This window comes from Cognatundibacterium griseum (assembly GCF_014284195.1).
Taxonomy (GTDB): domain Bacteria; phylum Pseudomonadota; class Gammaproteobacteria; order Burkholderiales; family Burkholderiaceae_D; genus Undibacterium; species Undibacterium griseum.
Map to the genome: position 1 here is coordinate 55447 of NZ_JACOGC010000006.1, position 26992 is coordinate 82438.

The window sequence follows — 26992 nt, forward strand, 5'->3', positions numbered from 1 at the left end:
CTATTCTGACTCCTGATTACGGAACACTGATTGTTATGCAGGTAACGACCGTATAGGGATCGCGATCAACCCTTACGGCCAAAAAGAAAAATGCCCTGAAATTCAGGGCATTTTTTAAATCACAAAAACAGACTTAATGCTTTACCACCGCTGACTCATCAGTGCCCGCCGCTGGAGTGGCGGCAATACTGACATCCTCATCCGGCAGCGCGATCGGCTGACTTTCCAGAGCAATTTCAAGAACTTTATCGATCCAACGCACCGGAATAATCTCAAGTTTATTTTTCACATTATCCGGAATCTCTGTCAGATCTTTTGCATTTTCTTCCGGAATTAACACAGTTTTGATGCCGCCACGGTGAGCTGCAAGCAATTTTTCCTTCAGTCCGCCGATCGGCAACACTTCACCGCGCAACGTGATCTCACCGGTCATTGCGACATCAGCCCGAACCGGAATTCCGGTAAAGACAGAAACTAATGCAGTCGTCATCGCAATACCGGCGGAAGGACCATCCTTGGGTGTTGCACCTTCAGGTACGTGGATGTGTATATCGCTTTTCTCAAACACATCCGACTTGATGCCAAGCCGCTTGGCACGGCTGCGGACAACAGTTCTGGCGGCCTCAATCGACTCTTTCATCACGTCGCCCAGAGTGCCGGTACGGATAACGCCACCCTTGCCAGGCATAGACACAGCTTCAATCGTCAACAGATCGCCGCCAACTTCGGTCCATGCCAGACCGACAACCTGCCCAATCTGATTTTCCTTAACAGCAACGCCAAAATCATAACGACGGACCCCGAGATATTTGTCCAGATTTTTCGCTGTAATAGTCGCCTTTTTCTCATTCTTTTTGAGTAACAGCATCTTCACCACTTTGCGGCAAATCTTTGAAATTTCCCTTTCCAAAGAACGGACGCCAGCTTCGCGGGTGTAATAGCGGATAATGTCCCGTATCGCACTCTCCGCAACACTGATTTCAGTTTCTTTTAAACCGTTATTTTTAATTTGTTTTGGCAACAAATAACGTTGCGCAATACTGGTTTTTTCGTCTTCGGTATAACCGGACAAGCGGATCACTTCCATCCTGTCCAGCAGAGCAGCCGGAATATTGTAGGAATTCGATGTCGCAACAAACATCACATCAGACAAATCGAAGTCGACTTCGATGTAATGATCGGAAAAAGTATGATTTTGTTCCGGATCAAGCACTTCCAGTAAAGCTGAAGATGGGTCGCCACGGAAGTCGGCGCCCATTTTATCCACTTCATCCAGTAAAAACAGAGGGTTGCGCACACCAACTTTAGCCAGACTCTGCAAAATCTTTCCGGGCATTGAGCCGATATAAGTGCGGCGATGACCACGGATTTCCGCCTCATCACGCACACCACCGAGCGCCATACGCACAAACTTCCGGTTTGTCGCGCGGGCAATGGATTGTCCAAGTGAGGTTTTACCGACACCGGGTGGACCAACCAGACACAGGATAGGCGCCTTCAATTTATCTACGCGTTGCTGTACTGCAAGATACTCAAGGATGCGCTCTTTCACTTTATCGAGACCATAATGCTCATCCTCCAGCACCTTCTCGGCATTGGTCAGATCATTATTGACCTTGGATTTTTTCTTCCACGGCAAGCCGACGATCGTATCAATATAGTTACGAACCACTGTCGCCTCGGCAGACATAGGCGACATCATTTTGAGTTTTTTCAACTCATTCATCGCTTTATCGCGGGCTTCCTTGGGCATTTTGGCAGCGGTGATTTTCTTCTCAAGCTCGTCGATATCAGCGCCTTCTTCACCCTCGCCCAGTTCTTTCTGAATCGCCTTAACCTGCTCATTCAGATAATATTCGCGCTGAGATTTCTCCATCTGACGCTTAACGCGACCACGGATGCGCTTTTCAACCTGCAAAATATCGAGTTCACCTTCCAACTGACCCAGCAAATGTTCAAGCCGTTTAGCGACACTGAATATTTCGAGAATAACCTGCTTTTGCTCCAGTTTCAGGGGCAAATGTGCGGCAATCGTGTCGGCCAGACGACCGGCATCATCAATGCCGGAGAGTGAGGCCAGAATTTCAGGCGGGATTTTTTTGTTCAGTTTGACGTACTGATCAAACTGTTGAACAATCGCACGGCGCATCGCCTCAACTTCCGAATCGTCTTCTTCAACAGCCGCTACCGGGGTCAGCTCTGCACTAAAATGCGATTCAGAATCATGAATTTTGTGAATACGTGCACGCTGCGCACCCTCTACCAGCACTTTTACCGTGCCATCGGGCAACTTCAGCATTTGCAGGATATTGGCAACACAGCCAATTTCGTAAATATCGTCCGCAGAGGGTTCATCTTTCGCTGCGGCTTTTTGCGCAGCAAGCATAATGCTTTTACCCTGATCCATTGCGGCCTCTAAGGCCTTGATAGATTTTGGTCGGCCGACAAATAAAGGAATCACCATATGCGGGAACACCACTACATCCCTCAGTGGAAGTAATGGCAATTGGATTTGCTCGGTCATCAGAGTAGTCGTCATGGCGCACCTTTCATAAATACTGGTTAACAATGTTGGCGCACAAGGCTAAAACACAAGCCCATCTCAGTAAAAACAACAAAAAAAGCCACACAGAGGTGTTCTCCGGGTAGCTTTACGATTGAAGCTGATCTGTTTTATCGCCCTATTCTACAGCGATTAGAATTTTTACGGCAGGCAGATCAAAGACTTTTTCTTTGACCTGCCTGCCAGGTTTTCCTGATCAGGCGCCAGAAACTTTCGCCTGCTCCTGATAAATCAATAAAGGTTTTGCACCATTAGTGATGGTGTTTTCATCAATGACTACTTTTTCAACATTTTGGTGGCTAGGCAGATCGTACATAATGTCCAGCAGCGCATGTTCCAGAATAGAGCGTAGTCCGCGGGCACCTGTTTTACGGGCAATCGCTTTTTTCGCGATGGCCTGTAATGCCGCAGGACGAATCTCCAGTTCAGTACCTTCCATTTCAAGCAACTTTGCATATTGCTTGATCAGAGCATTTTTCGGTTCAACCAGAATCTGGATCAACGCTGCTTCATCCAGCTCATTCAATGTGGCAATCACCGGTAAACGCCCTACCAGCTCGGGAATCAATCCAAACTTAATCAGATCCTGAGGCTCGGCATCCTGCATGACTTGACTGGCGCTTTTTTCGGTCTGGCTTTTAACGCTGGCAGAAAAACCAATTCCACTGCGTTCGGACCGGTCAGAAATAATTTTGGCCAGACCATCAAATGCACCACCACAAATGAACATGATGTTAGTCGTGTCAATTTGGATGAAATCCTGATTCGGATGCTTGCGCCCACCCTGAGGAGGCACAGATGCCATCGTGCCCTCAATCAGTTTCAGCAACGCTTGCTGCACACCTTCACCGGAAACATCGCGCGTAATGGAAGGATTGTCAGATTTACGGGAAATTTTATCGATTTCATCGATATAAACAATTCCTTTTTGCGCGCGCTCGACTTCGTAATTACAGTTTTGCAGTAATTTTTGAATAATGTTCTCAACATCTTCGCCGACATATCCAGCCTCGGTCAGGGTCGTCGCGTCAGCAATCACAAATGGTACATTCAGCATACGGGCCAAAGTCTGTGCCAGCAGCGTTTTGCCCGACCCTGTTGGGCCAACCAGCAAAATATTACTTTTTGCCAGTTCCACATCATCTTTTTTCCCGAGATGCTTGAGACGTTTGTAATGGTTATATACGGCAACTGCGAGTATGCGCTTGGCTGTTGCCTGCCCGATCACGTACTGATCCAACAGATCCGTAATTTCCTGCGGTGTGGGAAGTTCATTTTTTGCACTCGCAATGTTGTCAATCTCTGAGACTTCATCGCGAATGATGTCGTTACACAAATCAATACACTCGTCGCAAATAAAAACCGACGGCCCAGCAATCAGTTTCTTAACCTCATGTTGACTCTTTCCACAGAATGAGCAGTAAAGCAGTTTTTCACTGCCGGAGGATTTTTTATCGGGCATGGTGCGAATAGAAAGCAAATAAAATTAAATCAGGACAGCATGAGTGCATATTACCTGCAAAAACCGATTTCGTCATGGCATCTCAGCATTTAGACAGATTGCATACGCCCAAGCAGCGCAACGCTGATGACCAATAAAAAACGCCCGAACCTTCGCAGGAGCGGGCGTTTCAAAATCAGTGAAACTCACGCGCGATGTGCCAGTACCTTGTCGATCAAACCGTATTCCACCGCAGCATCGGCGGACATGAAATTATCGCGGTCAGTATCTTTCGCAATCTGCTCAAGACTACGGCCAGTTTTTTCAGCGAGAATGCCGTTGAGGCGTTCACGCAGATACAGGATTTCCCTGGCCTGGATTTCAATATCCGATGCCTGCCCCTGAGCGCCACCCAATGGCTGATGAATCATGATGCGGGAATTCGGCAACGAAAACCGCTTACCTTTTGCACCCGCTGCCAGCAGGAAGGCGCCCATGGAAGCCGCCATACCAGTACACAATGTGGAAACATCCGGTTTTATGAACTGCATGGTATCGTAGATTGCCATACCGGCAGAAACGGAACCACCCGGTGAATTAATATAGAGAGAAATATCCTTATCCGGATTTTCGCTTTCAAGAAACAGCAACTGCGCCACGACCAGATTGGCTGTCTGGTCATTCACCGGACCTACCAGGAAAATCACCCGCTCTTTGAGCAGACGGGAGTAAATATCGTAAGAACGCTCACCACGCCCACTCTGCTCAATCACCATCGGCACCATGCCCAGCATATTGGTATCCAACGCCGAATTACGGATGATGCCTGTCATGTACAGTTCCTTTATTTGTTAAGCTTGTGCGTTATTGCCCATCAACTCATCAAAAGGCAGTGTTTTTTCTGTGACTTTTGATTTACCCAGCACATAGTTAACGACGTTTTCTTCCAATACAAGGGCTTCCACTTCTGCCAGACGATTGCGGTCGCTGTAGTAGTATTTCACCACTTGCTGCGGATCTTCGTAACTTTGGGCAAAGTCTTCAACCTGCGCCTTGATCTGGTCGGCAGTTGCCTGCAGGCTATTGGCCTTGACCATCTCAGCCAGAATCAGGCCGAGACGCACGCGGCGTTCTGCCTGTGCATTGAATAATTCTGTAGGGAATGGAACATCTTTCACATTCATCCCGCGCTGCGCCATATCCTGACGGGTCATTTCTGCCAAACGTTCGCTGTCTTGCGCAACCAAAGCCTTAGGCACATCAAAAGCAACAGCCTTAACCAGCGCGTCCATCACGCTTTCTTTGGTTTTTGCCTTAACACGTCCGCGGACTTCACGCTCAAGGTTATCCTTGATGTCATTGCGCATTTTTACCAGATCGCCATCCTCGACACCCAGCATTTTAGCGAAATCAGCGTCCACTTCAGGCAAATGCGCCCACTCAATCTTCGTCAGGGTAATAGTGAATTCAGCAGTTTTGCCGGCAACATCTTTACCGTGATAATCCTCAGGGAAGCTCAGCGGGAAAGTTTTTGATTCGCCAGCCTTCAAACCCAGTGTAGCAGCTTCGAACTCCGGCAGCATACGACCTTCACCCAGGACAAAAACGAAGTCGTCCGCTTTACCACCCGCAAATTCAACGCCATCAATTTTGCCGACGAAATTGACAGTCACACGATCGCCATTCTGAGCGGACTGATCAGCGCCGCCGTCACCGTGCGCGCCCTGCTCACCTTTAACATGGAAGTGAACGCGCTGCTTGCGCAGAATATCAATCGTTTTATCGATCTCAGCATCTGTCACATCCGACTTAACCTGTTCAACTTCAGCAGAAGACAAATCACCAATCTGGATTTCCGGATACACTTCAAAAGTCGCGTTAAATGCCAGCGTTCCCTCTGCGACACCTTCGCCGGACTTCGGCTCAATGTTCGGATAGCCTGCAACACGCAAATTATTTTCGTTTGCCGCAGCAGCAAATGCCTGACCGACTTTATCGTTCAGAACCTCATTTTCAATCTGATAACCGTACTGGGCCGCGACCATCTTCATTGGCACTTTACCTGGGCGGAAACCAGGAGCCTTTGCTGTACGTGCACGCACCTTCAAACGCTTTTCAACTTCCGATTGCACATCAGCGACCGGGAAAGAAATCGTGAGGCGGCGTTCCAATTTATCTAAAGTTTCGACTGCAGTTGCCATGAAAATCGTCCAAATAGTAAAAATTCTGTGGTGCGAGGAGGGGGACTCGAACCCCCACACCATTGCTGGCGTCAGGACCTAAACCTGGTGCGTCTACCAATTTCGCCATCCTCGCGGAATGAGTTTGCTACCTACCCTGAATACCGGCATTGATCTGCGACGCATCCGGCACAAAAGCAAAGGGCGACCCGAACATCAAGCGTCGCCCAGAACTAATGTATGTGGCATTACAACTCCATCCCGCTATTCTACTGGATTTTAAAATCCTGTGGCTTATTTTTTTGATGTCGATTACAAAACATTTCAGGGTATTTCGGGCAAATCGGAAATGATTTACCCGAAATACGGCTCATTTTACCGTTTCTACGGGCTTTTTGACCCGGAACCAGGCAGCATACAATGCCGGCAGGAACAGTAAAGTCAGGGCGGTAGCGATAATCAGCCCCCCCATGATCGCTACGGCCATCGGGCCCCAGAATACCGACCCGGACAACGGAATCATAGCCAGCACAGCCGCCGCAGCAGTGAGAATGATCGGGCGGAAACGTCTGACCGCAGACTCAACAATCGCGTCCCAGACTTCCACGCCTTCCTCAATGTCGTGCTCAATCTGGTCAATCAGAATCACCGAATTCCGGATGATCATACCGAACAGAGCAATCACGCCCAGTTGCGCCACGAAACCAAACGGTCTTTGCAGTATCAGCAATGCCATCGCAGCACCGGCAACCCCCAGTGGTCCGGTCAGAAACACCAGGATGGCCCTGGAAAAGCTGTGCAATTGCAGCATGAGCAAGGTGAAAATGATGAAAATCACCAGCGGCACATTGGCAGCAATCGATTCCTGTGCTTTTCCGCTGTCCGCCGCCGCACCGGCCAGTTCCACTTTATATCCCGGTGGCAACGCATCGCGGATTTGCTGCAGTTTTGGCGTAATCTGGCTGGAAACAGTCGGCCCCTGAATACCATCGACCACGTCGGATTGCACCGTCACCGCCCATTCCCGCCCTTCGCGCCAGACCACACCGGGCTCCCAGACCAGCTTCACACTGGCGAGCTGCGACAGCGGCACCGGTTTGCCACTGGCAGTCGGAATATTGGCATTATTCAACGCATTCACAGTGGAACGCTCATCGACCGGTTGGCGCACCACGATATCAATCAGTTTGTTACCGTCCCTGAACTGACCAACGGTGCTTCCGGTCAGAATCGTATTGGCTGCGCGCATAATGTTTTGCGATGTGATGCCGGCAGCACGCAACTTATCCTGATCCAGATCGATCCGGACAACTTTCACCGATTCATTCCAGTTGTCGTTGACGCCCACCGTATTTGGATTGGCGCGCATAACTTCCTTAACGCGATCGGCAATGGCGCGAACCTGAGCGACCTCCAGCCCCGTCACGCGGAACTGCACCGGATAAGGCACCGGCGGACCATTCGGCAGCAACTTCACACGCCCGCGCACTTCAGGAAAATCGGTTTTAAATAAATCGATAATTTTCAGGCGTAACGCTTCCCTCGCCTTCAGATTTTTCGGTAACACAACAATTTGCGATACATTCGTCTGAGGGAATATCTGATCAAGCGGCAAATAGAATCGCGGACTACCTGTTCCGACATAACTGGTGATACTTTCCACTCCTTCCTGTTTCTGCAGAATGCGTTCAAACTTCTTCGCCTGCGCTTCGGTCGCCGCAAACGAAGAGCCTTCCGGCAGCCACAATTCGACCATCAGTTCCGGCCGGCTGGAATCAGGGAAAAACTGCTGTTCGATAAACTTAAAGCCAAACACACCCAGACCAAACACCATCAAAGTGATCGCAATCGTCGTCTTGCGCCATTCAACGCACCAGTTCACCAGCGACCGGAAGCGGCTGTAAAACGGCGTGTCGAATAACTCATGCGGCTGGCCACCGGTATGATGCGGCTTGATTTTTAAAAACAGATAGCCAAGATAAGGTGTGAACAGCACCGCTGCCAGCCACGAGATAATCAGCGCCAGCGCATTCACCGAGAACATCGAAAAGGTGTATTCGCCTGCGGCCGATTTCGCCAGCCCGATCGGTAAAAAGCCTGCTGCAGTAATCAGCGTTCCGGTCAGCATCGGCATCGCGGTCGAGGTGTAAGCAAAAGTCGCGGCATCGAAACGGGAAAATCCTTCTTCCATCTTCCGCACCATCATTTCGACGGCGATAATCGCATCGTCCACCAGCAACCCCAGTGCAATGATCAGCGCGCCGAGCGAGATTTTATGCAAATCGATATCCAGGATGCGCATAAACAGGAAGGTAATTGCCAGCACCAGCGGAATAGTCAGCCCCACCACCAGCCCGGGCCAGATATCGAGCCGGAACGGTTTGGTATGCAGGCCAAGCGACAGGAAACTGACGGCCAGCACGATCACCACAGCCTCAATCAGCGTATGCACAAATTCGCCTACCGATGCCTTCACCGCATCAGGCTGATTGGTGACCTGCTCCAGCTGGATACCGACCGGCAGCTTGGCTTTGATCGTGGCAACTTCCTGCTGCAAATGCTTGCCGAGCTCGATAATGTTGCCGCCTTTTTCCATAGAGATGCCGAGGCCGACGACCTCCTTGCCATTGAAGCGCATTTTGTCCTGCGGTGGATTTTTATACTCACGCCGGACCGTCGCAAAGTCTCCGAGCCGGAAAGTCGTGCCATTGGCGCGCAGCTGCAGGTTTTCCAGGTCCTTGACCGTCATCAGCGCACCGGAAACCCGCACCTGCAGATTGTCAGCCGAAGTCGTCAGGACGCCTGTCGCCTCAATGCCATTCTGGGAATTGATCTGGGCAACGATCGTATCGAAGGGAACGCCGAGCTGGGCAAATTTTTTCTGCGAAAATTCAATATTGATCTTCTCATCCTGCACACCAAACAACTCTACTTTGGACACAGAAGGAATACGCAGGAATTGCTGACGTACAAAGTCGGCATATTCCTTGACTTCTTCATACGAAAAGCCGTCACCGGATAACGCAAATATCGATCCGTATGTATCGCCAAATTCATCGTTGAAAAAAGGGCCGATCACTCCGGATGGCAGAGTGGAACGGATATCGCCGATTTTTTTCCTCACCTGATACCAGGCCTGGGGTGTTTCTTTCGGTGGCGTCGATTCGCGCAACTGCAGAATGATCAGCGTTTCGCCCGGTTTGGAATAGCTGCGGATTTTATCGATGTAAGGCGTTTCCTGAAGCTTTTTTTCCAGCTTATCGGTCACCTGATCGGCCATCTGCAGCGCCGTTGCTCCGGGCCACATTGCGCGCACCACCATGGCACGGAAAGTGAACGGCGGATCTTCATCCTGCCCCAGTTTTGCATAACTGAAAATCCCTCCCAGCAGCAGGGCGACGATCAGATAACGGGTTAAGGGAATATGCTCCAGCGCCCAGCGTGAGAGGTTAAAACCGGAAGACTTGCTCATTGCGAAGCCCCCGCACGACTGGAAACCACAGCAGCAGAAGCCGTTGCGGAAGAAGTATTTTTTCCGGCCGCAGACTCTGCGCCAAGGAGGGTAACTTTTTGCCCGGCCTGCAGCTGATTCACACCGGCTGTCACCACAACCTGACCTGCTGCGATGCCGTCGGTTACCAGTAATTGTTCACCGTCGGCACCAGCGAGCTGCACCGGCACCAGCTTCACTGCGCCATTATTCACCACCCATACGGAAGATACGCCTTTATCCTGGAATAATGCCGTCATCGGCAAACGGAAAACCGGCTGCTGGCCCGGTGTGGAAAAACGCACGTTGGCAGTCATTCCGAGACGAACATCTCTGGCATCGGCGGGCAGGCTCACCTTCGCCTGATACGTTCTGGTCACCGGATCGGCGATAGCAGACAACTCCCTGAGCTTGGCAGGCAGTTGCTGCGCAGGATTTGCCCATAAAGCCACGCGGATATCGCTCATCTGGCGAATCTGGTTAATTTTATTTTCAGGAATGCCCACCACCACATCCATGTCGCCGCTTTGCGCCACACGGATAACCGGTGTGCCGGCAGCAACCACCTGACCGGCTTCCGCATCAATTCCTGTCACCACGCCATCCACATCCGCGATCAGACTGGCATAGGCTATCTGGTTGCTCTGATTTTTGTATCCGGCCAAAGCCTGTTCGTAGCTGGACTGCGCGGCTCTGAATGCCACTTCTTTGGCATCCAGAATGGCTGCCGCGACGAAATTTTTACTGCGCAACTCCTGATAACGCCGTAGTTCAGCCTGCGCCAGATCGCGGTTACTTTCTGCCGCCATCAGACCGGCTTTCGCCTGCGTCTGCGCCAATGCCAGATCCTGAGGATCGAGCTGCATCAGAATCTGACCACGCTTCACGACTGCACCAAGATCCACTCTGCGTTGCACGATTTTTCCCGGCACACGAAAACCCAGCCGCGACTCGATCCGGGGACGAACCTCACCGGACACTTCAAATGCAGCACTCGCACTGGCGCTGGCAACGGTGACCGCACGCACGGGGCGAATGTCTTCCGCTTTCCCGACCGGCTTGGAGCAGGCGCTCAGCAACGCCAGCACAGACGCCAGCAAAACACCGGAGGAAAGCGCCGGAAGCAGGCGCCGGTCGGCGCCCCGCGCTGGATGCGGGTAAGTAACAGATTTGAGTGTTAACACAAGATTTTTCCTTTACTATGCAGGCTATGGATATTGGCCAGCCGGTCGGATCAGGGCAAAATTTTCTATCCGTCAAAAATAACTGACTCAGTGGTTAGTTATTATAGTGAAGCCTTTTATTTTTGCCAATGACTTTTCGGTCATTTATTTTTTCCTGCGTTTTCAATACCTTATGCCGGTCGATCATTACGAGAATTTTCCTGTTGCCTCCCTGCTGCTGCCATCCTCGCTGCGTCCTGCGGTAGAGGTAATTTACGCTTTTGCGCGCAGTGCAGACGACATTGCCGATGAAGGCGACGCCCTGCCCGGGCAACGGCTGGCGGCGCTTGCCGGATATGAAGCAGAGCTGGATCGCATCGAACGCGGTCAGCGCAGCGATTCGGCCTTGTTTACGCGACTGGCGCACATCATCCGCCAGCACAACCTAAATCTGCAATCATTCCGCGATTTGCTGTCGGCATTCCGGCAGGATGTGCAGACCACCCGATACCATAATTTCGCACAGCTGCAGGATTATTGCAGCCGTTCCGCCAATCCCGTCGGACGCATCATGCTGGAACTGTATCAGTGCAATACCCCGGACAATATCCGCCGTTCGGATGCGATCTGCACCGCGCTGCAGCTGATTAATTTCTGGCAGGATGTCGCGATTGACTGGCAAAAACAGCGCGTCTATCTGCCGCAGGAAGATTTACAGCATTTTGGCGTCAGCGAGCAGCAAATCGACGCGCAACAACTGAACCCGGCATGGCAACAGCTGATGGCATTTCAGACCCGTCGCGCGCACGACCTGATGCAAAGCGGCGCGGGGCTTGCACTGCATCTGCCGGGACGCATTGGCTGGGAATTGCGGCTCGTGGTTCAGGGTGGTTTGCGGATTATCGAAAAAATCGACCGTGTTCAGGGCGACGTGTTCCGGCACCGGCCACGGCTCACTGCGGCTGACTGGCTACTGCTCACTGCCCGCGCATTTCGCATGTGATTCCCCTGCCTTCAGGCCGGCTGACTTACGGCCCGGGAGAAACCGGCCGGAAAAGACTGCACCTGGATTGCATTGACCAGCCTGCCGTTACCGCAGTTCGTCACGATTCAATCCCATGAAAACATACTCCCCCTCAGTATATTTTTAAGACCAATAAAATCAAGGAGATCAGAGCATTTTTAAGAAAAACAGGGGGGAGTATACTGATGAATCGCTGCTATTTTCCTCAATCTCTGGCAGCAAAAAACAGCTCACAGAGAGTCTGTCGGGACAAAGAACAAGCATGCTCTCCTCCCAAAAACCGCTCAAGGCATCAGGAACGATGACAAGGCAGAGTCAGAGTATTTGAACTAAATATTTTTTGTCAGCTCTGAGTAAGCATATTCTGTCGTGCGGGACGATTTGAGGGATAATATTGCTTCCTGTAAAGCTGCGCTGATCAGCTTCCGCCAACATTCTCATCCACATCAAGGACTTGTCATGCGAACTTGTATATCCGGCCTGCTTTTCCTACTATGCATTTTCTCCCTGAACGGATGTACTGTGCTGGCGGTTGCCGACGCTGCTGTCTCCACGACGGTCAAAGTCGGCAGTGCTGTCGTCGGCACTGCCGTCGATGTGACCGCAGCAGGCGTCAGGACAGTGACCAGCAGCCCGGATAAGTAAGTCATCCACGACCATCAGCGATTGAGTGCATCATGCCCACCGAGCCAGAAATTACACAACACCGGAAAGTGCAGATTGCAGCCAGAGCCGTTCTGAGCCAGATCACGACCATGATCACGGCCGACGACACGGAAAAAAGTATTGCCGATAAAGCCCATCACCTGCTCAAGGCACAGGGTTATCCGGACACCTGGTATTACACCTGCCCGGCGCTGGTGCTGCTGGGTTCACGCAGCTGCGTTTCCATTTCCGGCAAAGATTACCAGCCCCATGATGAATGCGTCGGCCACTCCAATCTGGTCACGATTGATCTCAGCCCGACGCTGGGACCGTACTGGGGAGACTGTGCACGTTCATTTCCGATTGAAAATGGCCGGGTGACCAGTAATCCGAAACAATTAGAGTTCCAGAATGGCCTGAATTTTCTTGACCAGATGCATCTGCAAATGCAGAAACTGGTGAAACCGCATACCACCTTCGGTCAGCTGTTTGACTGGGCCAATATGCGCATACGGCAAAGCGGCTTCGTCAACCTGGATTACCGCAACAATGTCGGTCACAGCATCGCGGCTGATTCTGACCAGCGGCAATTCATTGAGTCAACCAATAGTGCGCCATTAGGAAATGCGCCGTTTTTCAGCTTTGAGCCATTCGTCCGGCTGAAAGGCGGTAAATGGGGATTCAAACGGGAAGAGATTTTTTATTTCGACGAAACCGGCGTGTTAAGGGAACTCTGAATGCCGAAATACGGTGTGTGCAGGCACTGAATACCCTCTCTCAGTCGTCATCCCGCCGCAACCAGCGACAGCATACTGATACATTCATCCCAACACGCTTCCTCAAAAACAAAAACCGGCTTCAAGCCGGTTTTTGTTCGCCTGCTCATCCAGGGATGAGCCAGTAAGCTCATGCCATCAGCTGCAATTGACCACGATATTGCTTGCGGCGGTCGGTTTGGTGATGTCCGCCACACCCGAGCCATTGACAACCGTGCAGGTCTGGCCGGTCGGCTGGGTATCGACCGTAACGGCATATGGCATGCCATTGAGCAGACTCCAGTTGAATGCATAAATACCGATCGTGCCGGTAGTCAGCTTGTCCACCATCCCGGTTGTGGTATTGGCGAGCGTCACGGCATTGCCCGCTGTCAGACCATTGATCGTGACCTTGACCGGCACGGCAGGCACGCAGCTGACAGCAATATTGTTGATGGCATTCGGATTATTCCGATCCGCCACCCCGGTCGCATTCGCCACAGTGCAGTACTGGGCGGCAGGCGGGTATTTCACCGTCACATTGTAACTGTTGCCACTGACCACATAATTCGTGAATGAAAAGCTGCCATTGGCGGAAACGGCCGTCGTATAGTCGGTCGCGACCTTGGTAACGGGGTTCACGGTATTGTTATTCAGTGTGATGCTGCCGCCGTCATTCATGCCTGCCAGCGTGCCGGACACCTGCACATTGGGGACACAGGTCACTAAGATATTGTTCACTGAAGCATCGCCGGTCATTTTTCCGGTGCCATTAGCGACCGAGCAGTTCACCAGATTCGGCTGAGAGGAAACAGTAATCGCATAATTGGCATTGCTGGCGACGTTAAATGAAAATGTTCCGTCTGCTGTCATCGTGCGGAGGTAATTCAGATCGTTCCGCAAAATCAGGGTGTTTGCGCCGCTTGTTCCCAGGCCAGTCACCGTGCCGCCCACTGTGGTGTACACAAAGCCGCCGCATCCGGCAAGCACCAGTCCCAGGCCGCCCAGCACCACTGCAAGTTTTGATTTATTCAAGATGTTTATCCAAATGTAGAGTTTCGAATCAGGTACCTGCTCTATGTTCATCCGGCAAGATGCCCGATAAATATATAATGCGCCGACTATTATACGAGCTGGCGCATTTTGGGTTAAGCATTCTGCCCGGAGAATACATTACGATACCTTACCGCATCGTCCTGTCTCCGGCAGCATAAAACCGCAGGAAATCACCATAAAGCGCCTCAGAGCCGCGCGAAGTTTGCTAGCATATCAATTTTTTTTGGCATTGCGCCAATTTCCTTCTGAATCTATTCCTGAACAACAGCATGTCTCCTGACGAATATTGCCAACAAAAAGCTGCGGAAAGTGGCTCCAGTTTTTATTACAGCTTTCTGTTTTTGCCGGCAGAACGTCGCCGCGCCATCACTGCACTGTATGCTTTTTGCCGCGAAGTCGATGATGTGGTCGATGAAAGCTCCGATGATATGGTCGCCCGCAGCAAACTCGGCTGGTGGCGTCAGGAAATTCAGGCGATGCTGGCCAATGCGCCGACGCATCCGGTCAGCAAGGCGTTGCTACCGCACATGAGCACCTATCAGCTGGATGGCGCGCATCTGATGGCCATCATTGATGGCATGGAAATGGATCTGAACCAGACCCGCTATCTCGATTTTCAGGCGCTGCAAAAATACTGCTGGCATGTTGCTGGCGTGGTCGGGATCTTATCCGCCAGCATTTTCGGAATCACCAACCCGCAAACCCGCACCTTTGCCGAAAAACTGGGTCTGGCATTCCAGATGACGAACATCATCCGTGACGTCGGTGAAGACGCGCGTAAGGGCCGGATTTATCTGCCGGTCAACGAACTGCAGCAATTCAAGGTCACCGCAGCAGACATCCTGAACGCGAAACACTCACCCGAATTCGTCGCCCTGATGCAGTTTCAGTATGACCGGGCGCAGGCCTTGTACGACGAGGCGCTGAACATGCTGCCGCCGGAAGATCGCCGCGCCCAGCGCACCGGCCTGATCATGGCAGCCATTTACCGCACGCTGCTGAAAGAAATTCAGCATGACGGCTTTCATGTGCTGAATCAGCGTATCTCGCTCACGCCGATCCGCAAACTCTGGCTGGCCTGGACAACCTACATCCGTGGCTAAACAAAGTCCGCAGCGCGTTGCCATCATCGGTGCCGGCTGGGCAGGCTGCGCCGCCGCCGTCAGGCTGTGCCAGGCAGGTCACCGGGTCACGCTGTATGAAGCAGCGAAAACACCAGGCGGACGCGCCAGACGGGTCAGCCTGCACAACCGGAATCTGGACAATGGCCAGCATATCCTGCTCGGAGCCTACCGCCAGAGTCTCGCCATGATGCGGCAGGTCGGTATCCCACTAGATCAGGCATTTCTGCGTTTGCCATTACAGATGGTGTATCCCGATCCTCGTGCAGACATGGCACTGATTGCGCCGCGTCTGCCTGCCCCACTGCATCTGCTGGCCGGCCTGTGGCGAGCCAGCGGTCTGCGCCGGGCGGATAAGCTGGCATTAATCCGTTTTTCATCCACAGCACGCTGGATGGGCTGGCAACTGTATCAGGATTGCCCGGTGACAGAACTGCTGCAGCGCTTTGAGCAGACTGAGCGGCTGTGCCAGCTTATGTGGTATCCGTTATGTGTTGCTGCCCTCAATACCAGACCGGAGCAGGCCTCAGCGCAGGTATTCCTGAATGTGTTGCGCGATAGTCTGGGCGCGCGCCGCAGCGCTTCCGACATGCTGTTGCCACGCATGGATTTATCAGCCCTGTTTCCGGAACAGGCCATTCGTTTTTTGCTGCAACATGGTGCCAAAGTTCATTGCCAGCAATCGGTACGGCAACTGAAACACGGTAATGAGCGCTCATGGTCCGTACAGACCGCAGATACGCAAGCCGATGGCTTTGATGCAGTGATCATCGCGACGGAGGCGCGCAATGCCCAGCGCCTGATCGTTCGCAGCCAGCTGGAGACAGCGCCGTTACCGGCTTTCGCTGACGAAGCAATTACCACCTGTTATCTGCAATATGACACTGCATTTCAGCTGCCGCGTGCAATGTATGCATTAAAGGAAGACGCTTCCCGCCAATACTGGGGACAATATGTATTCGACCGCGGGCAACTGCACCCCGATCAGGCAGGCCTGCTGGCAGTCGTCGTCAGTGCGCCGGACCTCGACATCACGCACGACCATGCAAGACTTGCTGCCGCGATCGCCCATCAGCTTGCCTGCGAATTGCACCTGCCGGCACTGGCGCAGCCACTCTGGCATCAGGTGATTACGGAGAAAAAAGCCACTTTTCGCTGCACTCCCGGCTTACAGCGACCGGACAATCTGACCGCGCTTTCCGGCCTGCTGCTGGCAGGAGATTACACACGCGGCGACTACCCCGCCACGCTGGAAGGTGCGGTTCGCAGCGGGCAGCAGGCAGCGCAGCTGATCATCAGCGGCCAGGCCAGCGTCTGAAACATCTGGTAACGCGCATCGCGCGCAATGCAGACATAAAAACCGGAATCAGCCGAGATCATCCACATCACGGATGCGGTTCATCGCTTCATCAATCCGGTCCACGGCGATAATCGTCAGCCCGTCAATCTTCTGTTTCGGTGCATTAGCTTTGGGAATCATCGCGATCCGGAACCCCAGTTTCGCTGCTTCTTTCAAACGCTCCTGACCGCGCGGCGCAGGCCGGATCTCCCCCGCCAGCCCGACTTCACCAAACACGACCAGATGACGCGGCAAGGGTTTATTGCGCATCGATGAATTAATCGCCAGCAGCACAGCCAGATCGGCAGCCGGCTCCGCAATTTTCACTCCGCCCACGGCATTGATGAACACGTCCTGATCAAACGCCGCCACTCCGGCATGCCGGTGCAATACCGCCAGCAGCATGGCAAGCCGGTTCTGTTCCAGACCGACAGAAAGCCGCTTGGCATTCGGTGCAAATGAACTGTCGACCAGGGCCTGTATCTCGACCAGCAGCGGCCGGGTTCCTTCCTGCGTCACCATCACACAGGAACCGGCAACCTGCGTTTCATGCTGGGATAAAAATAATGCCGAAGGATTGGATACCCCCTTGAGGCCGCGCTCTGTCATCGCAAAAACACCGAGTTCATTGACTGCGCCAAAGCGGTTTTTAATCGCACGCACCAGACGGAAACTGGAATGTGTGTCGCCCTCAAAATACAGCACGGTATCAACGATGTGCTCCAGCACCCGCGGCCCTGCCAACGCACCTTCTTTGGTCACATGACCGACCAGAATCATGGTGATATTCATGGTTTTTGCCGCACGGGTGAGTTGTGCTGCGCATTCCCGCACCTGCGCCACCGAGCCAGGCGCAGAACTCAGTGCGTCTGAATACAGTGTCTGAATCGAATCAATCACCACCACCTGCGGCCGGTGGTCTGCCAGCGTGTTAAGAATTTTCTCGAGCTGGATTTCTGCCTGCAGCGCCAGCTCCCGCGTATCCAGCACCAGCCGGTGTGCGCGCAGTGCAATCTGCGCCCCCGACTCCTCGCCGCTGACATACAACACCTTTTTCTCTCCCGCCAGATTCGCCAGTGTCTGCAGCAACAAAGTGGATTTCCCGATTCCGGGGTCGCCACCGATCAGTACGACCCCCCCCGGCACCATTCCTCCGCCCAGCACACGGTCAAACTCTTCAATGCCGGTACTGAAACGCGGAATATCGGCGGCTTCAATTTCCGCCAGATTCAAAACCGGCGCGGTCTGGGCCAGACTCTGATGCTTTCCTGAAAAGCGGTTTGCCGATGCTTCAATCACGGTTTCCACCAGCGTATTCCACTGCCCGCACGCCGGGCACTGTCCCGCCCATTTATTCACAATGCCGCCGCATTCGGTGCAGGTGTAATTGGTTTTTGCTTTAGCCATTATTTTCAGGAGTAAATGAAATAAACACTGATATTTTAACCAGTATTCAACCGATAACCTGCGCTATTTCACAGAGCCGGCGCATTTTTCATGGTATAAAGCTGACCGATAACACTTTGTAACAGGCAAACAATCAGCATGAAACATGGTTTCTATACGATTATGGCGGCGCAGTTTTTTTCGTCGCTGGCAGATAACGCATTACTCATTGTCTCGATGGCCTTATTGGTATCTATGCAATCACCGATATGGATGCCGCCACTGCTGAAATTGTTTTTTGTCCTGTCCTATGTCCTGCTGGCCGCTTTTGTCGGCGCCTTTGCCGACTCACTTCCAAAAGGAAGAGTCATGTTTATCACCAACATGATCAAAGTCGCCGGCTGCATCCTGATGTTTGTCCATGTTCATCCGCTGCTGGCGTATGCGGTCGTCGGATTCGGCGCTGCGGCGTATTCTCCTGCCAAATACGGCATTCTGACAGAGCTGCTGCCACCGGAAAAACTGGTTGCTGCAAATGGATGGATCGAGGGGCTGACGGTCACGTCGATCATTCTGGGTACGGTGTTGGGCGGCGCACTGGTCACGCCGCATATTTCGGCTGCCTTGTTAAATTTTGATTTTCCGGTCATCGACTTTCCGATTTACACACCGACCGAAGCCGCGCTGACGGTCATTACCGGCTTTTACGGTCTGGCTGCTTTATTCAATCTGCGTATTCCAGACACCGGCGCGCGCTATGAACATCAAAAGCATCATCCGATCCGGCTGATCGGCGATTTCTCCCGCTGCTTTACTACCCTGTGGAAAGATAAGCTGGGACAGATTTCTCTCGCCGTCACCACCCTGTTCTGGGGTGCGGGTGCGACATTGCAGTTCATCGTTCTGAAATGGGCAGAGGAATCACTGCAGATGCCGTTGAATAAAGCCGCCGTGCTGCAGGGTGTGGTTGCCATCGGCATTGCATTGGGAGCAGTTGCTGCCGCACGGTTTGTTCCCCTGAGAAAGTCGCTGTCCGTGATGCCGCTGGGGATTGCGATGGGGCTGGTGGTCACGACGATGATTCTGGTGCATAACGTCTGGGTTGCCTATCCGTTGCTGATCCTGGTGGGCGCCCTTGCCGGTTTCTTTGTGGTGCCGATGAATGCGCTGTTGCAGCACAGAGGGCACGTACTCATGAGCGCGGGTCATTCCATCGCAGTGCAGAATTTCAATGAAAACCTGTCTGTTCTGACGATGCTGGCACTCTATGCGCTGATGATTTTCATGAATCTCAGCATACAGATCGTGATCGTGTTATTCGGTTTGTTTGTTGCCAGCACCATGTTCCTCGTCATGAAGAGGCATGAAGCAAATCAGCGCCTGCATGATTCGCTGTCCCTGATCGGTGAGCATAAGCACTGATTAATCACACCGGGTCAGAATCAGCAACATTCTTTCGTCCCGGCTTCAGCACAGGTCTGGCCAACGCCGCACGCGCCCACCAGTCTTCAGGCAGCACCATGCCGCGACATATTTCCCGTGCGCTGTCATTGACAGTCCGGGTCATCGCCAGCATCACCGGCGACGCAATATGCACCATCTGCCTGCCGATCTCATCAATCAATGCTGATTGCGATGACACTTGTTGCGGCAGGCATTGAGCCGGCGCCAGCCATTCCAGTCTTGGCAGTATCACACCTTGAAAAACCGGGTGCTTCCTCAGATCATCCAATGTCCAGATATAACCGGCGCAATGATGCGCAGCGATTCCCTCGGGTAAATGATCCGTACGGGTCTGCGCAGGATTACGGTAAAACAGCCAGCCTTTAATCCAGGCCTGCGACTGGCGGACAGGCCAATCCAATGCCTGCATGGCCGCCGGGTGATGCGGCAGACGCAACTGCTGACGGACGATTTTATCCATTTTAGCGCCCAGCGTATCCCCCAGATTGGGCCCCAGATAATCGAACAGATCAGGGCGTGCGTCCGGATCGGGCAGGCTTTGATCGCCTTCGCGCGCACTGTCCAGCAGGTAAAACTTGGTTGCCAGTTCCCAGTGCGATAAGGCACCCGATTCCCGCACCAGAAAATCAAATTCGCCAACCGTACGCCCGCCCGGATCCTGCACCTGCAAACCATGTGCACACAAGGTGGTGAATTGATCGAGAAAAAATCCGAACAGCGTTTCTGCATACAGACCAAGGCGACGCGTCGGAGCCGCCGCCAGCGCATCGTGCAAGGCAGCGGGTTGCTGATCCAGCATGGTCAGGAATGCATACACCGCGTCGCTGCGGGGCAAAACCGGTGCGACACTGGCACCGTGCCACACTGGCGAGACGGGGTTCAGTAAATGAGGCGAAGTCAGCAGCCATGCCAGCGCACGGACATGAGGATCGTTCAGGTGCGACCAGCCGGCATGAAACTGACGCTGATAATCCCCGAAATTCAATTCAGCTGGCTGCGGCATGCAAGGTGCTCTGTGCAAGGCATAAGTCAGTCCACGCCTTGCTTTTATCGAGAGGTTTGCGCAGCAGATAAGCCGGGTGATACGTCACGATCATCGGCACACTGCCGACGCGGTGTACACGTCCGCGCAATTGCGCAACCGGCGTTTCCGGATCTGCCTGCAACAAGGCGATTGCCGCCGTTTTTCCGAGCGCAACGATGACCTCGGGCTGTATCAGGGCAATCTGTCTTTTCAGGTAAGGCAGACAGGCCTGAATTTCCTCTGCGGTCGGTGGCCGGTCTTTCCCGGCAGAATCGGTCGGACGGCATTTGACGACATTGGCGATATACGCCCGCTCACCACGTCGCAAGCCCAGTGCGGTCAGCATGTTGTCGAGCAACTGTCCGGCAGCTCCGACAAAAGGCTCACCTTTGATATTTTCGTTATACCCCGGTCCCTCGCCCACAAACAGCCATGTTGCGCGCGGATCACCGACACCAAATACCGTCTTGTTACGCCCTTCGCATAAACCGCAGGCGCGACAGTGCGCAACAGACTTCTGCAAAGCATCCCAATCCATTTCCGCAACCGGAGCGTGCGCAGCCGTATCTGCCGGTTGCGCCTGAGGCATCATGTGGGGAGCGGTTTCTGCCGGTACCACCATTGCAGCAGATTCCTGTATTCCGGCAACAGCAGCGGGGCTTATAATATCCGTCTCTGCCCCGGTCTCTGCCGGTGTGCTGGTTGCCACAGCATGGCTTCCTGCCGGTTGCCGCAACAGCCATAGCGGTCCCAGCCCCATTTCATTCAGCATTCTGAATTCATTCCGGTTCATCCGCATACTCTCCGCATCACAATGGCGTCCTCACGAGTCTGATTCGCTGCCGGATAATATCCTCTACGACGCCCGATTTCCTGAAACCCGTCCGCCAGATAAATCTGGATTGCACGGACATTACTCTGGCGCACTTCCAGCAAAACAGAATCCATGTGCTGTGCCCTGGCATAATCCAGCAGATAACGAAGCATAATCCGCCCCAATCCCTGCCGCTGATTTTCAACCCGGATTGCAAAATTCAGCAAATGCAATTCATCCACAACCGGCATCACCAAAAAATAGCCGACCAGTTCTGAGGCCGCATTCCGCAATCCCCATGCGGTGTCGCCATTTGAAAACGAATCGCTGAAATTACCGCGCGACCAGGGGTGAGAATAGGCGGCCTCTTCTATCGCCAGAATCTCATCCAAGTCTGCAAGTTCCAGTTTTTCAAAAGTATACTCACCCATGTCCTGATTGCCTCTTATCCGGTCATCCATCAGGCGGATAGTCTGGCCTGCTCACGTTCAGCAGTCGTCAGGGCGATTTTATTACGCAGATACAGCGGTTGCGCCTGTTCCGGGCCGAATACGGCGCCACTCCGGAATGCCCGCATTCCGGCCTGTGCAATTTCTCTCGCATGCGGCATACACGGAAAGACCGTGAATGCGGATAATTCCGGCGGCAGGAGCACGCCGTTTCCGACGGCCAGGGTCAGCGGATCAACAGCCTGCACGGTGACTGAGTTAATGGCCGCAAGTGCTGGCGGGCAGACCACCTGGCAGGCGTCATCCGTCAGATGGTATTGCGCCCAATAAATTTCATTCATACGCGCATCCAGTATGCAGGCGATTTGCGCACAGCCAGTTTGCTGATACGCGCCAAGCGCCATGGCTTCCAGGCTGGTCACCGGAATCACCGGCAAATCTGCACCGACAGCCAGTCCCTGCACGATGCCGCAGGCAGTGCGAATACCGGTAAAAGCACCAGGCCCGCAACCGAATGCAATGGCGTCACATTGTTTCAGAACAATACCGGCTTCAGCCAGCAAGGATTGAATAGCGGGCAGGATACCCTGCGAATGCGTCTGCGTTCCAGAAAGCTCACGCACCAGGTAACGGCCATCAGTCAGCAGCGCCGCGGAGGCAAGTTCTGTAGAAGTTTCTATTGCTAAAATGGTTGTCATGGCCGTATTTTACCGTGTTCACTCTGTTCACGAAGGATTTCTGCCAGGATCAAATCAGTTAAAATTGCTGCATGAGCACTTATCAATATACCGACGACCTGCAACTGCTAAAACAGGACTTATCAGGCAAAGACTGGCTGGTTGCCTGCCTTTGCGCCGCCTGGTGCGATACCTGCACCGCCTACCGGACGCATTTTCAGGAGCTGGCAGCACGCCACCCCGACAAATGCTTTGCCTGGATTGACATTGAAGAATCCGCCCATCTGGTAGACGAGATTGAAATTGAAAACTTCCCTACCTTACTGATTCAATATCAGGATCAGGTCGCATTTTTAGGAACCATGCTGCCTGATACCGGGCAACTGCACAGGCTGATTGGCTCGCTGCAGGAAAGTCTGGCATCCGCCCCCATCAAGCGCAGCGCACTCAATCAGCAGGCGCCAGCAGGCTGGAATCTGCGCCAGCTGATCCTGGCCGAATAATCAAAACCACGCTGCTGCGCCCAGCCCACTTATTGCCAGACGCAGCCAGCGCAGCAACAGCGCAATGCAGGTCAAAAAGAAAAAAGGGACTAGATTTGCATCTAGTCCCTTGTATCTGGTGCGGCTGGCAGGAATCGAACCCACGACCCCTTGGTTCGTAGCCAAGTACTCTATCCAGCTGAGCTACAGCCGCGAAGAAAAAGATTATAGCACAGGAAAAATAGAAATTTAAAGCCCCTCTGCCACATTATTACGCTTTCTTTTTTAAATTCCCTAGGCCCGGCAGCCGCATTCGATGCTTCGGGTAGCAGAAAACCTGGTCACAAATACTGGCTGACTTTGCATTTCTGATCCGGCCCGCAGCCTTACAATGCCATCAGCAACGTCGTCATGCCTGACGAAATCCCTGTTCTGAAAAGAAAAAAGGGACTAGATTTGCATCTAGTCCCTTGTATCTGGTGCGGCTGGCAGGAATCGAACCCACGACCCCTTGGTTCGTAGCCAAGTACTCTATCCAGCTGAGCTACAGCCGCGAAGACCGAGAGTATAGCACAGGTATTTGATTTTTATAAGCCCTACGGAGGCCGGATCTGATTTTTTCATCCGTGGCAGACATTCATTACACGTGTACATCCTGCGCCTGAACACCGGACCATAAGTCACTCCGCACAAATTTCTGCACCTTCATCCGCACAATCGCTGATCACAGGATATGTCTGACATCCTCTTCCCTGACCTGATTAAACTGTTCGAGCGCCATAATCAAATTTTCAATGGCACTCAAACCATAGGCTTCCTCAATATGCCGGTATTGCGCATCAATCAGCGGCGCCATCTCTGCCATCAGCGCATCACCATGTGCTGACAAAGCAATCATGACCCGGCGCTGATCGCCTGTCACCGCGCTGCGCCGGATCAAATCCAGCTCTTCCATCCGCTTCAGCACACCGGCCATACTGGGACTGGATATCTGACACAACTCACAAAGCTCACGTGGTTCAGCCTGGGCATGCTCATCCAGCACACGCAAAATCCGCCATTGCTGATCGGTCAGTCCGAACCTGCTGATGATGGGCCGGAAATGGCACATGAGGTTCGCCCTCGCCTTCAAAAATAACTGCGGCAAATTCCGGTTAGCAATCCGATGCTTCATCCCGCCTCCTGCGAAATTTATTTCCAAAAAAGTATCCATCATTGTACAGATTTGACTTACTAACATATTAGTGATTTAATTCACTAACATATTAGCGAATTTCGATACAAAATGAAAAATTTAATCGCCAAAACATTGATCCATTCCGGGGAAATCGCGTGATTATCAGAGATCGCCCTTCCGGTTTTCGTTTGTTTTTAATGCTGCGCGGTTCCGTTCTGCCCCGGATACTGCCCGCGCTGACGATCAATATCATCATTGCGACGCTGGTCACTTTGTCGCACGGAGATCTGTTTGAGCTGAAAATTACGCTGACGACCATCCCCTTCACGCTGATCGGCCTGCCGATATCGATTTTCCTGGGGTTCAGGAACAACGCTGCTTATGACCGCTTCTGGGAAGCACGCAAACTATGGGGCGAACTGGTACTGAAGAGTCGCAATCTTTCCCGACAATGCCGCAGTCTGATTCAGGATCCCCGTCCGGCGGTCGCCAGTAACGGAACCGGAGATATCCGCATCCGCATGGTTTACCGGACGATCGCATTTGCCCATGCCCTGAAAAACCTGTTGAGAAATCAGGACAATGGAAAAGAATTCCAGCAATGGCTGACCGCACAGGAGCTGACGGAGTCCGGCCGTTTCAGAAACAAGCCGGATTTTCTGATGCAGTGCATGGGGGCAGATTTGCAGCGCTGTCTGCAGGAAAAACGGATTGACAGCTGTCTGGCTGCCAATATCGATAACACCCTGTCAGCGCTGACCTCGGCAGCTGCTGCCTGTGAACGTATCCGCAATACCCCCATTCCCTTTTCCTACACGCTGCTGCTGCACCGGACGGCTTATATCTACTGCTTCCTGCTGCCTTTTGGCCTGGTGGATTCCATCGGCTTCATGACACCTTTTGTGGTCGCGGTGGTGGCCTATACCTTTTTCGGGCTGGATGCGCTGGGCGATGAAATCGAGGAACCGTTTGGCACCGAATCCAACGACCTGCCGCTCGATGCCATCTGCCGGGCGATTGAAATTGATTTACGTGAATCCATCCACGATACGCATATCCCCCCCGCCATGCTGCCGGTGAATTACTGCCTGACCTGAATCCGCCGTCACCAACCCAGCCAGACAACCTGATCGGAGAATCAGGACAGATAACGATCCCGATTACTTTCAGAGACAAAGGAACATCATGCAAGACGCGCAACAACAAAGGATACGCCTGCCCGAATTACGCAACCGCATCACCAGTGCCGAACATGCCGCCTCATGGATAGAAGACGGCATGACCATCGGCATGAGCGGTTTTACCCGGGCGGGAGATGCCAAAGTCGTCCCGCTGGCGATTGCAGAGCGCGCCCGGGCTGAGCAACTCAAAATCACCCTGATGACGGGCGCTTCGCTCGGCAGCGACATCGACAAGACCCTCACGGAAGCAGGCGCCATGTCACGCCGGATGCCGTTTCAGGCCGATCCGACATTGCGTGCCGCGATTAACCGCGGCGAAGTGATGTATGTGGATCAGCATTTGTCCGAAACGGTCGAGCAGTTGCGCACCCGTCAGATTAATGCGATCGACATTGCGATTATTGAAGCCGTGGCGATTACCGAAACCGGTGCCATCATTCCCACTACGTCAGTCGGTAACAGCGCCAGCTTCGCGATTCTTGCGGATCAGGTCATTGTCGAAATCAATCTGACGCAGTCAATGGAGCTGGAAGGCCTGCATGATATTTTCATTCCCAAGCACCGTCCGCAACGCGAGCCGATTCCGCTGATGTCTGCCCATGACCGTATCGGCACGACTGCCATCATGATTCCGCCGGAAAAAATCGTCGCGATTGTCATCACGCAAAAAGAAGACAGTGCATCGACCATTCTTCCGCCGGATGCAGAGACTGCCCAGATTGCCGCGCATCTGGTGGATTTCTTTAAAGAAGAAGTCCGCGACGGTAGGCTGACCAATCATCTGATGCCCATGCAGGCGGGTATCGGCACCATCGCCAATGCGGTCATGAGCGGTTTTCTGGACAGCCCGTTTGAACACCTGACGATGTATTCCGAAGTCTTGCAGGATTCGACCTTCGATTTGTTTGATGCCGGCAAACTCGACTTTGCTTCCGGTTCCTCCATCACCTTGTCTGCCGAGAAAAGCAAAGCGGTGCTGTCTGATATCGGCAGGTATAAAGACCGGCTGGTGTTGCGTCCGCAGGAAGTCAGCAATCATCCTGAAGTCATCCGGCGGCTCGGCATCATCGCCATCAACACTGCACTGGAAGTCGATATTTACGGCAACGTGAATTCCACCCATGTACTCGGCACGCACATGATGAACGGCATCGGCGGCTCGGGAGATTTTGCCCGCAATGCCTACCTGTCCGTCTTTGCAACCAAATCGACAGCCAAGAACGGCAATATTTCCAGCATTGTGCCGATGGTGACCCATGTTGATCACAGCGAGCATGATGTCGATATTATCGTCACTGAAGTCGGGCTGGCTGACCTGCGCGGTCTGGCGCCGCGTGAACGTGCCCAGAAGATCATTCATCACTGCGTTCCTGCGCCTTACCGGCAGATGTTGCTGGATTATCTGTCGGAAGCTGAAACCAGGGGTGGGCAAACGCCGCACGTACTGGAAAAAACATTCAGCTGGCATACGCGCTACCGTGAAACCGGCTCTATGCTGGAAGAAACTGCCGTTCTCAAAGCCGTCGCCTGAAAACGCCAGATTCAGAATCCATCTACAATA

22 protein-coding genes and 3 tRNA genes are annotated in these 26992 nt (G+C 52.9%); 9 read left to right on the forward strand and 16 right to left on the reverse strand.

The features are described from left to right. Positions 1 to 133: 133 nt before the first annotated feature. From lon to H8K27_RS14245, 7 genes are all read right to left on the reverse strand, one after another. Complete coding sequence (gene lon, locus H8K27_RS14215) at positions 134 to 2539, reverse strand: endopeptidase La (RefSeq protein ID WP_186863847.1); 2406 nt, start codon at positions 2537 to 2539, stop codon at positions 134 to 136. A gap of 220 nt (positions 2540 to 2759) precedes the next feature. Beyond that, positions 2760 to 4025, reverse strand: a complete 1266-nt coding sequence (clpX, locus tag H8K27_RS14220) for an ATP-dependent Clp protease ATP-binding subunit ClpX (RefSeq protein ID WP_186863848.1) — start codon at positions 4023 to 4025, stop codon at positions 2760 to 2762. A gap of 185 nt (positions 4026 to 4210) precedes the next feature. Continuing rightward, positions 4211 to 4837: an ATP-dependent Clp endopeptidase proteolytic subunit ClpP gene (gene clpP, locus H8K27_RS14225; protein ID WP_280525087.1), complete on the reverse strand. Its 627-nt coding sequence runs from the start codon at positions 4835 to 4837 to the stop codon at positions 4211 to 4213. Between the two features lie 18 nt (positions 4838 to 4855). Beyond that, entirely contained in the window at positions 4856 to 6205 is a 1350-nt protein-coding gene (gene tig / locus H8K27_RS14230; protein ID WP_186863849.1) for a trigger factor, read from the reverse strand. A 28-nt stretch (positions 6206 to 6233) separates the two neighbouring features. Continuing rightward, positions 6234 to 6320 (reverse strand) — tRNA-Leu (locus H8K27_RS14235). 234 nt (positions 6321 to 6554) lie between these two features. Continuing rightward, positions 6555 to 9656, reverse strand: a complete 3102-nt coding sequence (locus H8K27_RS14240; RefSeq protein ID WP_186863850.1) for an efflux RND transporter permease subunit — start codon at positions 9654 to 9656, stop codon at positions 6555 to 6557. Continuing rightward, positions 9653 to 10858, reverse strand: coding sequence for an efflux RND transporter periplasmic adaptor subunit (locus H8K27_RS14245; RefSeq protein ID WP_329604406.1), 1206 nt, complete (start codon positions 10856 to 10858; stop codon positions 9653 to 9655). The genes H8K27_RS14240 and H8K27_RS14245 overlap by 4 nt, the downstream gene beginning before the upstream one ends. Before the next feature lie 172 nt (positions 10859 to 11030). On the opposite strand from H8K27_RS14245, the gene hpnC reads away from it, so the two are divergent. The 3 genes from hpnC to H8K27_RS14260 all read left to right on the forward strand — a co-directional run bounded on the left by hpnC (position 11031) and on the right by H8K27_RS14260 (position 13243). Continuing rightward, positions 11031 to 11840 (forward strand): squalene synthase HpnC, encoded by an 810-nt coding sequence (hpnC, locus tag H8K27_RS14250; RefSeq protein ID WP_186863851.1) that lies wholly within the window; start codon positions 11031 to 11033, stop codon positions 11838 to 11840. A 543-nt stretch (positions 11841 to 12383) separates the two neighbouring features. Further along, entirely contained in the window at positions 12384 to 12506 is a 123-nt protein-coding gene (locus H8K27_RS16640; protein ID WP_268977370.1) for a hypothetical protein, read from the forward strand. A 32-nt stretch (positions 12507 to 12538) separates the two neighbouring features. Continuing rightward, the gene (locus H8K27_RS14260; protein WP_186863853.1) at positions 12539 to 13243 is read left to right on the forward strand and encodes a M24 family metallopeptidase; all 705 of its coding nucleotides are present in this window, start codon (positions 12539 to 12541) and stop codon (positions 13241 to 13243) included. A 177-nt stretch (positions 13244 to 13420) separates the two neighbouring features. On the opposite strand, the gene H8K27_RS14265 is transcribed toward H8K27_RS14260, so the two are convergent. Then, complete coding sequence (locus H8K27_RS14265; protein ID WP_186863854.1) at positions 13421 to 14296, reverse strand: hypothetical protein; 876 nt, start codon at positions 14294 to 14296, stop codon at positions 13421 to 13423. 290 nt (positions 14297 to 14586) lie between these two features. On the opposite strand from H8K27_RS14265, the gene hpnD reads away from it, so the two are divergent. Both hpnD and hpnE read left to right on the forward strand, forming a co-directional pair. Continuing rightward, positions 14587 to 15420 (forward strand): presqualene diphosphate synthase HpnD, encoded by an 834-nt coding sequence (gene hpnD / locus H8K27_RS14270; protein ID WP_186863855.1) that lies wholly within the window; start codon positions 14587 to 14589, stop codon positions 15418 to 15420. Then, complete coding sequence (gene hpnE / locus H8K27_RS14275) at positions 15413 to 16756, forward strand: hydroxysqualene dehydroxylase HpnE (protein ID WP_186863856.1); 1344 nt, start codon at positions 15413 to 15415, stop codon at positions 16754 to 16756. Before hpnD ends, hpnE begins: the two co-directional genes overlap by 8 nt. 48 nt (positions 16757 to 16804) lie before the next feature. Here hpnE and radA read toward each other — a convergent pair whose 3' ends face one another. Next, on the reverse strand, positions 16805 to 18184 hold the full coding sequence (radA, locus tag H8K27_RS14280; protein WP_186863857.1) for a DNA repair protein RadA: 1380 nt from the start codon (positions 18182 to 18184) through the stop codon (positions 16805 to 16807). A 138-nt stretch (positions 18185 to 18322) separates the two neighbouring features. Here radA and lplT point away from each other — a divergent pair, with 138 nt between their 5' ends. Continuing rightward, complete coding sequence (gene lplT, locus H8K27_RS14285) at positions 18323 to 19585, forward strand: lysophospholipid transporter LplT (RefSeq protein ID WP_186863858.1); 1263 nt, start codon at positions 18323 to 18325, stop codon at positions 19583 to 19585. 4 nt (positions 19586 to 19589) lie between these two features. Here the strand turns inward: lplT and H8K27_RS14290 are convergent, their stop codons facing one another. The 4 genes from H8K27_RS14290 to tsaB are packed head-to-tail and all read right to left on the reverse strand — an operon-like array spanning position 19590 to position 22612. Continuing rightward, a complete protein-coding gene (locus H8K27_RS14290) occupies positions 19590 to 20630 on the reverse strand; it encodes a DUF1853 family protein (RefSeq protein WP_186863859.1) in 1041 nt (346 codons plus the stop codon). Beyond that, positions 20614 to 21444, reverse strand: coding sequence for a uracil-DNA glycosylase (locus H8K27_RS14295; protein ID WP_186863860.1), 831 nt, complete (start codon positions 21442 to 21444; stop codon positions 20614 to 20616). The genes H8K27_RS14290 and H8K27_RS14295 overlap by 17 nt, the downstream gene beginning before the upstream one ends. After that, positions 21441 to 21896, reverse strand: a complete 456-nt coding sequence (gene rimI / locus H8K27_RS14300; protein ID WP_186863861.1) for a ribosomal protein S18-alanine N-acetyltransferase — start codon at positions 21894 to 21896, stop codon at positions 21441 to 21443. The genes H8K27_RS14295 and rimI overlap by 4 nt, the downstream gene beginning before the upstream one ends. A 29-nt stretch (positions 21897 to 21925) precedes the next feature. Then, on the reverse strand, positions 21926 to 22612 hold the full coding sequence (gene tsaB, locus H8K27_RS14305) for a tRNA (adenosine(37)-N6)-threonylcarbamoyltransferase complex dimerization subunit type 1 TsaB (RefSeq protein WP_186863862.1): 687 nt from the start codon (positions 22610 to 22612) through the stop codon (positions 21926 to 21928). A gap of 71 nt (positions 22613 to 22683) precedes the next feature. Between tsaB and H8K27_RS14310 the strand changes: the two genes are divergently transcribed. Continuing rightward, entirely contained in the window at positions 22684 to 23094 is a 411-nt protein-coding gene (locus H8K27_RS14310) for a thioredoxin family protein (RefSeq protein WP_186863863.1), read from the forward strand. Positions 23095 to 23210: 116 nt separating this feature from the next. On the opposite strand, the gene H8K27_RS14315 is transcribed toward H8K27_RS14310, so the two are convergent. The 3 genes from H8K27_RS14315 to hpaR all read right to left on the reverse strand — a co-directional run bounded on the left by H8K27_RS14315 (position 23211) and on the right by hpaR (position 24247). Further along, a tRNA-Arg gene (locus tag H8K27_RS14315) sits at positions 23211 to 23287 on the reverse strand. Between the two features lie 263 nt (positions 23288 to 23550). Continuing rightward, positions 23551 to 23627: transfer RNA gene (locus tag H8K27_RS14320), tRNA-Arg, on the reverse strand. A 170-nt stretch (positions 23628 to 23797) separates the two neighbouring features. After that, positions 23798 to 24247: a homoprotocatechuate degradation operon regulator HpaR gene (gene hpaR / locus H8K27_RS14325; RefSeq protein ID WP_186863864.1), complete on the reverse strand. Its 450-nt coding sequence runs from the start codon at positions 24245 to 24247 to the stop codon at positions 23798 to 23800. Between the two features lie 158 nt (positions 24248 to 24405). On the opposite strand from hpaR, the gene H8K27_RS14330 reads away from it, so the two are divergent. Together H8K27_RS14330 and H8K27_RS14335 are read left to right on the forward strand one after the other, a co-directional pair. Beyond that, entirely contained in the window at positions 24406 to 25347 is a 942-nt protein-coding gene (locus tag H8K27_RS14330) for a bestrophin family protein (RefSeq protein WP_186863865.1), read from the forward strand. A gap of 88 nt (positions 25348 to 25435) precedes the next feature. Next, positions 25436 to 26962 (forward strand): acetyl-CoA hydrolase/transferase family protein, encoded by a 1527-nt coding sequence (locus tag H8K27_RS14335; RefSeq protein ID WP_186863866.1) that lies wholly within the window; start codon positions 25436 to 25438, stop codon positions 26960 to 26962. Positions 26963 to 26992: the final 30 nt, after the last annotated feature.